Genomic DNA, 12,576 nt, shown 5'->3' on the forward strand with positions numbered 1-12,576 from the left:
AAATTAATATCACTTTCTGCTAAATAACATCGACAGCAGGCGCTCAATAAAACAAACAGTCGTTTGAATCGCTGAGTTCATCACCTGCGCATACCCCATAAGACAAGCACTGGTGCAGCACATAATTAAGCGGACCCTTCCCTGCATCCACGCTAACTGCGACACCTTGTCGCACTCTGGCCATTTCCCTTTGTCAGCCTCTATGCCCACTGACACAATGCCGCCACAACGATAAATAACCAGTGAATATCAACATTATATGATCACCTTACGACACTCTTATTTAGCCCTCGCCATTAGCAGTTTGTTGGCAACTCCGGTAGCGGCAAACCAAGCGGCGTTTGAGATTATTGAAGTCAGTGGCCGTCACCTACAAGATGACAGCACCATCTCCCGTGAAGCTAACGTGCCAGTTGCCGACATTAGTAGTTTGTTGAGCAAGCTGCCCGGCGCGGCCGTCAATGGCAACGGGCCATTGACAGGTATTGCCCAGTATCGCGGCCTATTTGGCGATAGGGTCAATACCCAGGTTAACGGCGTCACACTGGCAGGAGCTGGGCCTAACGCCATGGATACCCCTTTGAGCTATGCGAGCCTAGTCAATAGTGAACGGCTGGAGATGAGTCGTGGTATTGCCCCGGTGTCGGCTGGTACCAATACCCTTGGGGGCAGCGTTAAGGTAATTGAATCACAGGCGCGCTTCGATGAGTTCAGCGGTAAAGTCGCCGCCAGATATCAACATAATGGTGAACAAGCGCACCTTGGGGCGAAAACCAACTTCGGCGCTGAGCAGCAGGCGCTACTGCTGTATGGCGATGTTATGCAAGCCAATGCTAATCAACAAACCGGCGCGGGTATCGATATCGCCCCAACCACCTACGATAAGGCGATTGTGGGCGGCCAATATCGCTTTAACCTTAGCGATAAGGGCTTTGACGATGAGTCGATAGCCATCGGCTATCAACATCTCGAAACCACCAATGCCGGAACCCCAGCCTTGCCTATGGATATCGATTTTATCCGCACCGACAGGGTCAAACTGGAAGGGCAACACCTAATCAAGGATTGGCACATCAACTGGCATCTCGCTTACAGCGATGCGCGTCATGGCATGGACAACTTTAGCGAGCGGGTGAAAAATGACACCGCCAGTGCCCGCTATAACAATGCCGACAGCAAAAGTATCGACAGCTCAGTGTCGATGGCCAAAGCCGCTTGGCTATTCGGCCTCGATACGCAATGGAGCCAGCATGACTCGGTGATCACCGATCCCACCAAGCCGATGTTCAAGGTCGATAACTTCAATGGCGTTACCGATAACACCGTCAGCGCCTTTGCCCAGTGGCAGCAAGATATCGAGCAGTGGAACTGGCAACTGGGATTACGAGTCAAGCACTACCAAACCGATGCCGATGCGGTTGATCACTCTATGGCGGCGAATATGCCTGCCATCAAGGTGTTGATGGACAGATACAATGCAGCCGATCGCTCTCACGCGCAAACCGGTGTCGATCTAGTGGTTAATGGCCGCTATCAAGTGGATGAGTCGCTGAGCTGGATTGTTGCAACGGCGCGTAAGCAAGACAGTGCCAGCTATCAACAGCGTTATTTATGGGTGCCGATGCAATCAACAGGTGGACTCGCCGATGGGCGCACCTATGTCGGCCAGATGGATTTATCCTTAGAAACCGCCTATCAATTGGAGCTTGGCGCCGACTATCAAGACAACCGTCTGCAACTGAGTCCAAGGCTATTTTGGCAACGTATCGATGATTATATTCAAGGGGTTAATGCCACCGATAAGGCGGTGATCATGGCCGCGCAGATGATGGGCGACAGCCACCCATTGCAATTTGCCAACGTCGATGCCCAGCTCTACGGTATGGACATTAGCGCCCGCTACCAGCTCAATGACCAGCTTCAACTCGATATGTTAGCCAGCTATGTTAGAGGAGAGCGCCGCGATATCGACGATAACCTGTATCGCATCGCCCCGCCAACCATCACGGTTGGCCTAAACTACCAACGAGGAGCATGGTTGGCTCGCGTTGAGGCGCAAGGAGTAAGCGCGCAACATAAGGTGTCTAGCACCCAGCAGGAGCTGCAAACCTCTGGTTATGGTTTAGTCAACTTATCGCTGGCTTATGATGCCGATCTCTGGCTGGTTAAAGCGGGCGTAAACAACCTGTTTGACACCGAGTACCAAGAACACCTTGGTGGCTATAACCGAGTAGCCAACAGTCAGTTGGCACTGGGTGAACGCATGCCCGGCACAGGGATCAACGCTTGGCTGATAGGTGAGTATCGCTTCTAAGAGGCCAATGCTAGCGACCAGTAATCGCTAGAGCCTGCACTTTTTTACCATCGTTATTATCATTTTAGGGACCATTCCACTGCACTTCCCTTCCCCGACATCGCAAGATGCCGGGGATTTTTTTGCATGAGGACAAATCACCAACTTCAGCCAGCCTTACAAGATGCCGCGCACCAGCGGGGAGAGGATCAGCTGTTCACCGGCTTTTTGAGTAACTTACGTTGCAAGGTACGTCGATGCATGCCTAGCTGTCTCGCCGTCGCCGACACATTGCCCTTGTTGGCCGTGAGCACTTGCTGAATATGTTCCCACTCCACCCGTTTCGTGCTCAAAGGCGCCTCATCGACCCCCTCATCGGTGAGCAATGACGCGCAATTATTGAGTACATTCAGCAAGGTTTGGGTGTCCGTTGGCTTGGCTAAATAGTTATCGGCGCCTAAGCGAATAGCTTCCACTGCGGTAGCGATACTGGCGTACCCCGTTAACAACACCATCACCACATCGGGTAAGGAGCGCCTTAACGGCAAGATTAAGGCCAAACCATTGTCTTCGGCCAATTTCATATCGAGCAAGATATGACTAGGTTTAAACTCACGGGCACACAACAGGGCTTCGGTCGCATCATGAGACTGGCGACATTCAAACTCATGCTTACTCATGCGCCGCGCTAAAATGGCCGCCAAGCTGCGGTCATCTTCGATAATTAATAAGCGTTTCATTGCGCCTCCGGTAGCGGAAGATACACCTGAGCGACAGCCCCGCCATCAAGATGGCTGCCAAAAATCAAGCGGCCACCGAGGCGCTCAAAACTGGCATGACTGAGCAGCAAAGCCACGCCCATCCCTTTGGGTTTATCGATAATCTTATGCCCTAATTGGGTGAGCAACGAGCTGGGGATCCCGGGGCCAAAGTCACGTACCGCCACCACAAGTTCATCACATTGGTATTGCAGTGACAGCGCAACGCGCGCTGGGCCACCTACCTCTTCGCTGGCTCGCGCGCCATTTTCTATTAATGCCAGCAGCGCTGGCAGCAAGCTGGCATCGGCGCGCAGTTGCTCGTCGCCGCGACAATCTAAGGTTGAGATGCTCAGTTCGATACTGGGTAACAGTAAGCGCACTTGTTGTTGTAAGCTTTCAATTAACGTATTGATTGAGATGTAGTTAAATTCACCAGCACGTATCGACTCGGTCGCCAAACGAAGCTCGGCTAGGGTGGTATCACACACATTAAGCGCCGCTTGCATCTCATCAAGTGTCACCTGGCTGCCAGTGGATTCTTCATCTAATTCGTCGACCAACAGCCGCAGACTCGCCAGAGGTGTGGCGAGCTGGTGCGCCATTTGCGCCGAGGCGGTACCCAGTGCCAGCAGCCGCTCTTGGCGCAGCTGCGCCTCTCGCATATAGGCCAGCTCGGCATCTTGGCGCCGCAAACGTTTAGCCAAAAATGCCACACTGGTAGTGAGTACCAGTGAAGAGATCACAAAATTAAACCACATCCCCAAGTAGTGTGAGCTCATGTCCATACCATGGTGCTGCATCTCCCCCTGAGGCAGAGTGAATAACATGGCGCTATACGCTAAGGTCGATAATAAGGCCAGCGCCCAAGGCGCCCATTTGGGTAATAAGACCGCGGCTATCGCGATGGGGAGCAGCAATAGCGAGATAAAGGCATTGGTCGCACCACCGGAAAAATAGAGCCAAGTGATCCACAGTAAGGTGTCGATAAGTAAAGCGATAAACAGCCCTGCATCACTATTAAACAATTGTTTTCTTAGGTAGAAGGTAAAGCCGAGGTAGAGCCCCTCAATGATCAACGCCAAATTAAGCGCCGGACTGTGCAGCGATAATCCAAAGGTGTCGGCCAAAGCGAAGGTTAAACATAGTTTGAGTACGAGACCCATCAGTCGCAGCAGCGCCAGTTGATCGGCGGCGCGGTATCGTGAACTGGCTAGAGAGGGCACTTGAGTTCCTTAGCTGAGGTGGCCGCTGCGCGGCGACATTGCATCAATCCGTAAGGGCTATTTTAACGCGTTTAGGCCACTTATCGCACCGTTTATCCTCAAAGATGTGAGCTTAACAGCCCCCTTCACGGCCAAAAAACACCTCATATCAGCGAGCCGCATCAAGCGGGCTAGGCATTCACCCGTTAAAGCTAACTTAAGCGGGCTCACTACCGGGTTTAAGCATAGGGCAGTCGGCGCCGAGCACCATTTTGATGGCATTAGGCACTACCTCAAAACGAATGTCAGTGGTGGTGATCGGCTCGCCATCGAGGTTAATTGGCATAGGTGACTTTGCGCGCCAACGGGCCGCCGTGTTTTGAGCATATATTGCATATTGATTATCGTCTTTGGGTTGACGAAACTCATCAATCACCTGTGATAAGGCCTCTAGCGGAAAATCATGCAGGGCGACTAAATCGAGTAAACCATCGTTAATATAGGCATTGGGCGCTAACACCTGCCCGCCGCCCGCCTGACGGCCGTTACACACGGCGCCCAGTAACAACTGCTGTGAAGCGCTCTGACCATCAATAATAAATTCACCTTCATAGGGTTTAAAACTCAGCGCTTGGATCAGCCCAGATAAGGTATAGGCTCCGCCACCGAGAAAGTTTTTTAACGCCGCTGGCGTCGTCGAAGTCACCTGCGCACCAAAACCACCACTGGCGATATTGATCAAATGGGTATCGTTAGCTTTAATCGCATCGATCCAAAAGGCATCGGCGCTTAATGCCAGTTGCAGCGCGGCCTCTGGTTCATCAGGAATGGCGCAGGCGGCGGCAAAATCATTGGCGGTGCCTAAAGGCAAAATCGCCAGTGCTGGACGTGAGGTTTTAGGGTGGGTTAACAGCGCATCGACCACCTCATTGACCGTGCCATCACCACCGGCAGCCACCAATCGCTGGCAATTATCACCAATGGCGTCATCGACTAAGCGTGCCATATCGCCGGCCTCATAAGTCACGCGCACCTCAATATCATGCTGCTTGCGTAAGTTATCTATCGCCAATCGCAATGGCGCTAACTGGGCTTTTTTACCATTTAATAAGATACGGATCTTCACTTTGGCCTCCACCACTTACCTATAAGCACTCATAGTATGATGCCCAATTTAACGAAAAGATAAAACACGCCAGCTAAACATGTACGGTGAAACAAGGTTAATGTTAAACATTTGCTGGGTTGCTACTGACGCGATATTCTCAAGCCTCTATCCGATATTAGGCCCGCCCTGAAATAAGGAGCCACTAATGCAAGTGCTGACACAATTCGATATTAAGCCGCTGAGTTACGCCCTATTATTAGCCTTACTTAGCGGGTGCGCCACCGTCCCAGTTGAATCTAGCGGGCCAGTCGCATCAAGTGAGCCAATTGAACCGAGTGAGCTAAGCCAAAACAAGAATACTGGCCCCAGCTACGATTGCACCAGCCCTTCATTAAGCAGCATCGAGAACCTGATCTGCCACGATGCCACGCTGGCAGCGATGGATAGACAATTGGCCCGCATTTACGCTCAGGCATTAGCTAAAGCGCAAAATCAACACCCTCCGGTGCTCAAAGCCGAGCAACGCGGCTTTATCAAAGGTCGTAATGATTGCTGGAAAGGCACCGATAAAAAACAATGTGTTATCGACAACTACCAGACTCGCATGGTAGAACTACAGGCAAGATATCGCCTAGTTGAGTCTACCGGACCGGTATTTTATCGCTGTGATAATATCCCAGCCAAAGAGGTGGTGATCACCTATTTTGACACCGAGCCCAATAGTTTAATTGCCGAGTTTGGTGACAGCACCTCCTTGATGACGATTCAGCCTAGCGGCAGTGGAACTCGCTACCAAGGCCGTAATGAACAATTTTGGGAGCATCATGGTCAAGCCAGCATCACATGGGGCTACAAAGCCACACCGATGCAGTGCACCCTGATAAAATAATGCGATTAACGAAACAACACCCTAACCCCCATAAGAGGTGAAATGCACACATCTAAAGGTCATAATCGATTGAGGCCAGCTTAACATGGCTGTCACGCTCCCCTTACTCTTGGCCGGTCCGATGCTGCGCCACTGCGATAGTGATAATGTTTGTTTACTGTTTGTGGCCAGCAAGCCCTTATCCGCACTGACGCTGACATTGGCTGAGGTGGAATATCCACTTGGGGCCGACGAGGTTACTCAATTTAAGTTGGGCGAACACGCCTATCAATATGTTATCCACCTCTGCAGACCTGAGCTCAATCCCAGCGAACAGCTGATTGAATATGGGGTTTCCACCCCTGCCGATGGCAACCTATTTGGTGCGGTTGAGCAGCTATATTATCCGCAGCAGCAAGCGCCGCAATTTGTGGTAAAACCTGCAATAGATAAGCTATTACACGGCTCTTGTCGCAACCCCCATCACCATAGTGGTGACAGCTTAGTGGCTGCCGATACTTTGATGGCAGCAGACAACAGCGTGACCTCGCGACCCGCACTGTTAATGCTCAGTGGCGATCAAGTCTACCTCGATGATGTCGCAGGCCCCATGTTATATGCCATCGGCAAGACCATCGAGCTGCTGGGGCTGCGCGATGAGCAGTTCCAGCAAGCTTCGCTGACTGACAGCAAGCACATAAGCTACCAGCCGGCGTCTATGTATCAACGCCACAAAAACATATTGCCGCGCACCGAATATCCTGCGGCGACCGCCATCAGCCGTTGGTATATTAATCACCCCATTTTTACCTCGTCGATCGCCGAAAATCACCTCACCAGCTTGGCCGAAGTGATCGCTATCTATCTGCTGTCTTGGTCACCCGAATTATGGGCGTTAATGGATATTCCTAAGCAGGTTAACGGCTTGTCACCAGCCAATAGCGCTAGATGGCAACGAGAATGGCTTCACCTACTCGAGTTTAAAGCGGGCTTAACCCAAGTCAGGCGCCTGCTGGCACACCTGCCCACTTATATGATCTTCGATGATCATGACATCACCGACGACTGGAACCTCACCGCCAAATGGGAGCAAGCAGCCTATGGCCACCCTTTCTCTAAGCGGATCATCGGCAACGGCTTAATTGGCTACACCCTGTTTCAGGGGATAGGCAATCAACCGGATAAATTTAAAGCCGACATCGTGCCTCAACTGAGTGCATTTTTAGCCTCTCCCACAGAGAGTCAACACGATGAGCTCATCGATACACTACTGCACTTTGACCAATGGCATTACCACCTCAATACCAGCCCTAAACTCATGGTACTCGATACCCGCACCCAACGCTGGCGCAGCGAGTCAAACCTAGCCAAGCCTTCAGGCTTAATGGACTGGGAAGCCCTGATGGAGATGCAGCAGCAACTGGTGGGGCAAGACAAGGTGATTATCGTCTCGGCGGCACCGATCTTCGGGGTTAAATTGATTGAAGCCGTGCAACGCAGCGCCACCTGGATAGGTGCGTCGCTGCTGGTCGATGCCGAAAACTGGATGGCCCACCCAGGCACTGCCAACACCTTGCTGAGCATCTTTTTGCACCGCAAAACACCCGAGCAGTTTGTGATCCTATCGGGCGATGTGCACTACTCTTTTGCCTACGATATTGGCATTCGCTTTCGCTCTATGAGCCCTAATATTTATCAAATCACCTGCAGCGGCATTAAAAATCAGTTTCCTGAGAAGCTATTGCCCCTGTTTGATAAATTCAATGGTTGGTTGTATGGCCACTTTTCACCTTTAAACTGGCTGACAAAACGCAAACGCATGTCGATTCGCGGTAGGCGCCCTAATGGCGTTAATAGCCAACGACTGGTGAATAAAAGCGGCATAGGCTTAGTGACATTTACTGATAATGGCGCACCAGAGCGTATTAGCGTGCTGCATGCCGACATGAGCGAAACCGAATTTAAACCACCAAAGCAGACAAAATAAACGGATTGCAGCGCCGCAGCTAACAGCCCTGTGACCTTATTATCATCCTTTGATAATGGGTTCGCTAAAGGGTAAATCGGCCAATTGAATATCGATATGCCGGCCACTAATAGGATCGCTAAATTGCAGCCGCTGAGCCAGCAACTTTAACGGCTGAGCAAAGTTATCCGCCGCCTTTGGCAATAAAGTGGGATAACATCTGTCATTACAAATGGGCATGCCTAAGCTGTGCATATGCACTCTAAGCTGATGGGTTTTACCCGTAATGGGCGACAGTTCAAATCGGCCCATCCCCTTTTGCACCTCAACCAAGGCCACCTCTGAATGGCTATTGGCCTCTCCATCAGTCACCTGCATCATAAATGATGGCTCACTTTTCACCAGACGATTTTTTACCGTCCAGCGCAAGGGGCTCGCTAACTTACCATCGCTATATTGGCGCGCCAATACTGGGGTTAAGGGCGCTAAGGCTTGGTAGGTTTTAGTGATCGCGCCATCACGAAATAGGCCATGGTAGGCGTCGCGATACTCTGGCTGCTTAATCAATAGCACTATGCCCGCCGTAGCCCTATCGAGCCTGTGAGCTGGGACTAACTGCGGCTCATGGGTAGCGATTCGCAGCCGATTGACTAAACATTCATTGATAAACTGCCCACTGGGATGCAGCGCTAAAAAGTGCGGTTTATGGGCGATGATAATACGTTCATCTTGATACAGTATCGACTCGCTAAAAGGGATGCAGGGCTCTTGGGCCACCTCGCGATAATAATACACACGTTGCTTGGGCCGATAGGCGCTATCGAGTTCGATAGGTTGACCATCTTGCCAATGCACCTTCCCTTGACGCACCCGTGATTGCCATTCTTGGGCCGAAACTTGCGAAAAACGCGCGATTAAAAACGCCACCACAGTGGCGGGCGGCAAAGGATGGTCAGGGAGTACGATATATGAGGCTTGGGATGCGCGAACCATGATGCTGGCCAATAAATCAAAATGGGCGTCATAATAACAAAGATAGCGCCAAGGGGCGCTATCTAAGCTAATTGCAGATTAAATGTTGTGATTGACATGAGATTTAATCAGCTCAAGCACAAAGTCCATGGTTTTGTGACAATCGGGTTGATTAACTAACACTTGCTTGTCGCGGTTATACAGAGGCAGCACCTCTAACCAACGCTGACTCACCCAGCTGGCATCTTCGAGGTGCAGATCTGAGTAGAGTTCAAATAGGGCAGGATTGACCTGATAAAATTGCGCTAATGCGGCACTGATCAGCTCAAATTCGCCTTCAATTGGCTCCTGTTGCCAATTATTACAGCCTAAGGTACGCGCTATCCAGTTGCCATCTTTACGCTGGCTGGCCGATAAGATTTTTACTCTTTGCTGGCCTTCGAGTACAACGCCCAAACAACCGTCATCGAGTAGGTTAAAGTCGATAATCTCACATTGAGTCGCGATGGTGTAACAAGGGGGGATGCTGTCGATTTTTGCCATGCCAAAGGCTAAAGCATAATGCCCTTTAAGTACCTCAGCTATCAGGCTTAATCCAGATGGCCCTGCCACTCGGATCTCGACTCTGCCAGCGGGTAATAACAGTTCATCACGAATGATAAGTGCCATTTCTTGCATTAACATAGCAGCCTCCTCGCCCTTGGTCGATGTTTGCAAAACCGAGCATAATGAAGGCTGCAAACGATTGACTAGGAGCAATAATAATAAAGTGTAGCAGTTGTTGCCATTACTGCTTTATACGTCATTATTGCATTGGCTAGACCATGCCAATCTCACTATTTCTTCCGTTAATGATTAGACCTGACTTGAACAGATTTGGTTTCACGCCCCTTCAAACTAATCATTAAAATGGCTCAATAAACCGCATAATATCACCACTTTTCAAAATCTTATCAAAGTCATCGGCTAACACCTCACTGGCCGCTAAAACCTGTTGCCAATAACGAATTCGCTCATCACTCGGCAGGCGAGCAAAATCATTTCTGTCGGGCAATTTGCCATAGGGCAGTTGACGGATATAGGCCTCACTTGGCACTAAGATCAGCGCATTATGGTAGTTTTGCCGAGCACGGCGCCAGGGCAAAGATTTATCAAACCACCCAGGTAATATCTGGCTGTAAAAATGGGGATACAAGGTGAGTCCCTCACTATCTTCTATCGCCAAATCAAAATGATAATCTGTAATACCGCCATCGTAATAATGCCCTTGTGGCGCGCCCTCTATTTGAGTCACAGGTGCTAACACCCAGGGAATCGATCCTGTAGCCTGCAGCACTTGCGCTAAGTTGTTCGCGGTCAATGCTAGGTGCTCTGTGGGGAGATCGGTTAAGTGTAAAAAGGGCGATTTCGCCGCCGCGTTACCAAATACCATGCGCTGAAAATGCAGCCCTAAGGTCTTGCGACTGACCAGATTACTCAGCGCCGTGGTCGCAAGACCAGCCCCTAGGGCCAATCGACTGGGCAGGCGATTTAAATGCCGCGCCTTACAGGCGATAAAATGGCTTTTAATCATCGGATTATCGACAATATCTTGCCCAGCATTATCGCCTAAAATCGCCTTAATAATGGTTTGTATCTGGCGGGATACCTCAACAGGCGTCGGCTTAACATCATAACGCTGCTCAATATAATGTTGTTCGAGCCGAGCATAGGCCGCGAGCGGGTCGTGCTGTGCCATGCAGGCCAGACGCCACGCCCCTGACGAAGCGCCTAGGGTGTATAGCGGAGTCTGTCTGGCCTTAAAAAATTGCGTGAACAGGGTTTTGTCTAGCCCAGCAATCCCAATCCATTTGGGGCCGCCAGACGCCGCTAGCACACGAGTAAACAGCGCGGGATCAAGCCCATGTTTGGCAATCGTGCGATAGGCACTGGGGCCGGCTAAAAACCGTAATTGAGACAAGTTATTTTCCTTGTTTAATGTCATCAACTCACTCCTTATCCTAAGGAGCCTATGAAGTTGGCTATGATAATAAAATATAGCGGCAGTGGGCAGCCAGCATTTGTCTAAAATGGCCTGTAAATAAGAGATAGAATATAGGCGACTATTAACAGCCCATAAGCTAAGCCTTATGCTAACCACTGGCAAAACAAGAGATTATCGTTACGAGTAAACCCTTTGTGCTAAGGCAACGTATTGCCATGGCATGATAAACCATCAGCGCAGCAACAAAAAAGGAAGCGACCCAAGTGACAGCCAAGCACGAGCCCACAACCTCATTCACCGCCGGCCTAAACAGATGTTGTTTTTAACGCAGCGCGTCAATATGCCCGCCAGAATCACAGGCTTACTGGCGTTACTTAGTCTGTTCACTCTGGGCTGCCAGCCCAGGCAAGATGCCGATGCCGTATGGCAAGATTACAGCAAACGGCTCGAGACCGTGCTCAATCAGCCCTATCCAAGCGCACCATTGAATCCCATGGCCTTACCCAAGACTGCAGCTTATCAAGCAGACACCAAAACCCTCTCTATTTTACAAACACTTAAGCTTAATCACTGCGCGCTTAGCCAACTGATTGCCGAGCGCAATAGCGCTTTAGGTAAAGTGGCACCGGCGAGTCAGCGGCTGATCTACCATATTCGTTTTATCCAACTTGCCCCCAAGTGCATTGATACATTAGACGATGCTGACCTCATCGACACACTGACATTAGGGCTTGAACAAAAACAGCAACAGGCACTCACAGTGTTTAGGCAGATGCTAACGCGCGATATCAGCGTTAAGAAAAGGCTGTTTATCGGTTACGACTCACTGACCCTAAATGAGATGCATAGCGGACGAGTGGAGTTTGAAAGTGCACTGAGCCAGCTCAACAACATCAAAGAGCAGATCATCGCTCACTCGTGGCAACAGATCGAGATAGATAATTTAGAGCAAACACTTGCGATTTTTCATCGCCAACCACTGCTCAACCAATATCTGCGCTCACTTGCATTGAGCGTATCTCAACTAACCGCAATCAATGACTACCTATTTAACTATCAAACGCTCGCCGCCTGCCGCCTTGGCCACGCCAATCGGCAACAAGAGATATTGCAAAACTTGTTTCACAAATATTATCTAGGGCAAACCCAGGCTTATCTATCCCAATTAAACCAACTGCATTACCGCTTAAGTCAGCCGATGCAACGCCTGTTTGATGGCAGTGTTTATCAAGACTACATCGAGCATCATTTCTCCGAACAGCGCCATGCCCTGCCCGCACAACTCAAGCAGCAGATGCGCCGACATGTGCAGTGGTGGCAAGATTTTAGGGCCTCATGCGATATCCCACCGCCCGAGCCACAACAAACGCTATCCCACTAACAGCCAAGCTTGCTAAACTAGCGCTTCAATTAACTTGTTTG

Annotated in this window: 10 protein-coding genes; 4 read left to right on the forward strand and 6 right to left on the reverse strand. The window is 50.3% G+C overall.

What is annotated here, in order from left to right; translation table 11 throughout:
* Positions 1 to 259 precede the first annotated feature (259 nt).
* Positions 260 to 2,314 (forward strand): TonB-dependent receptor, encoded by a 2,055-nt coding sequence (locus AC5YBX_RS15135; protein ID WP_475514956.1) that lies wholly within the window; start codon positions 260 to 262, stop codon positions 2,312 to 2,314.
* A 188-nt stretch (positions 2,315 to 2,502) separates the two neighbouring features.
* Here the strand turns inward: AC5YBX_RS15135 and AC5YBX_RS15140 are convergent, their stop codons facing one another.
* The 3 genes from AC5YBX_RS15140 to yegS form a co-directional block, all read right to left on the reverse strand.
* On the reverse strand, positions 2,503 to 3,033 hold the full coding sequence (locus AC5YBX_RS15140; protein WP_475514957.1) for a response regulator transcription factor: 531 nt from the start codon (positions 3,031 to 3,033) through the stop codon (positions 2,503 to 2,505).
* Positions 3,030 to 4,277: a sensor histidine kinase gene (locus AC5YBX_RS15145; RefSeq protein WP_475514958.1), complete on the reverse strand. Its 1,248-nt coding sequence runs from the start codon at positions 4,275 to 4,277 to the stop codon at positions 3,030 to 3,032. Before AC5YBX_RS15145 ends, AC5YBX_RS15140 begins: the two co-directional genes overlap by 4 nt.
* A 196-nt stretch (positions 4,278 to 4,473) precedes the next feature.
* Positions 4,474 to 5,382 (reverse strand): lipid kinase YegS, encoded by a 909-nt coding sequence (yegS, locus tag AC5YBX_RS15150; RefSeq protein ID WP_494523960.1) that lies wholly within the window; start codon positions 5,380 to 5,382, stop codon positions 4,474 to 4,476.
* Between the two features lie 187 nt (positions 5,383 to 5,569).
* Between yegS and AC5YBX_RS15155 the strand changes: the two genes are divergently transcribed.
* Both AC5YBX_RS15155 and AC5YBX_RS15160 read left to right on the forward strand, forming a co-directional pair.
* A complete protein-coding gene (locus tag AC5YBX_RS15155) occupies positions 5,570 to 6,253 on the forward strand; it encodes an MliC family protein (protein WP_494523961.1) in 684 nt (227 codons plus the stop codon).
* 85 nt (positions 6,254 to 6,338) lie between these two features.
* Complete coding sequence (locus AC5YBX_RS15160; protein ID WP_494523962.1) at positions 6,339 to 8,219, forward strand: alkaline phosphatase D family protein; 1,881 nt, start codon at positions 6,339 to 6,341, stop codon at positions 8,217 to 8,219.
* A gap of 42 nt (positions 8,220 to 8,261) precedes the next feature.
* Here the strand turns inward: AC5YBX_RS15160 and AC5YBX_RS15165 are convergent, their stop codons facing one another.
* The 3 genes from AC5YBX_RS15165 to AC5YBX_RS15175 all read right to left on the reverse strand — a co-directional run bounded on the left by AC5YBX_RS15165 (position 8,262) and on the right by AC5YBX_RS15175 (position 11,130).
* Positions 8,262 to 9,191 (reverse strand): pseudouridine synthase, encoded by a 930-nt coding sequence (locus AC5YBX_RS15165; protein ID WP_494523963.1) that lies wholly within the window; start codon positions 9,189 to 9,191, stop codon positions 8,262 to 8,264.
* Positions 9,192 to 9,269: 78 nt separating this feature from the next.
* The gene (locus AC5YBX_RS15170) at positions 9,270 to 9,854 is read right to left on the reverse strand and encodes an LON peptidase substrate-binding domain-containing protein (RefSeq protein ID WP_494523964.1); all 585 of its coding nucleotides are present in this window, start codon (positions 9,852 to 9,854) and stop codon (positions 9,270 to 9,272) included.
* Between the two features lie 220 nt (positions 9,855 to 10,074).
* Positions 10,075 to 11,130, reverse strand: coding sequence for a patatin-like phospholipase family protein (locus AC5YBX_RS15175; protein ID WP_494524835.1), 1,056 nt, complete (start codon positions 11,128 to 11,130; stop codon positions 10,075 to 10,077).
* 244 nt (positions 11,131 to 11,374) lie between these two features.
* Between AC5YBX_RS15175 and AC5YBX_RS15180 the strand changes: the two genes are divergently transcribed.
* Positions 11,375 to 12,535, forward strand: a complete 1,161-nt coding sequence (locus AC5YBX_RS15180; protein ID WP_494523965.1) for a DUF3080 family protein — start codon at positions 11,375 to 11,377, stop codon at positions 12,533 to 12,535.
* Positions 12,536 to 12,576: the final 41 nt, after the last annotated feature.

This window comes from Shewanella sp. 492, from assembly GCF_059338445.1.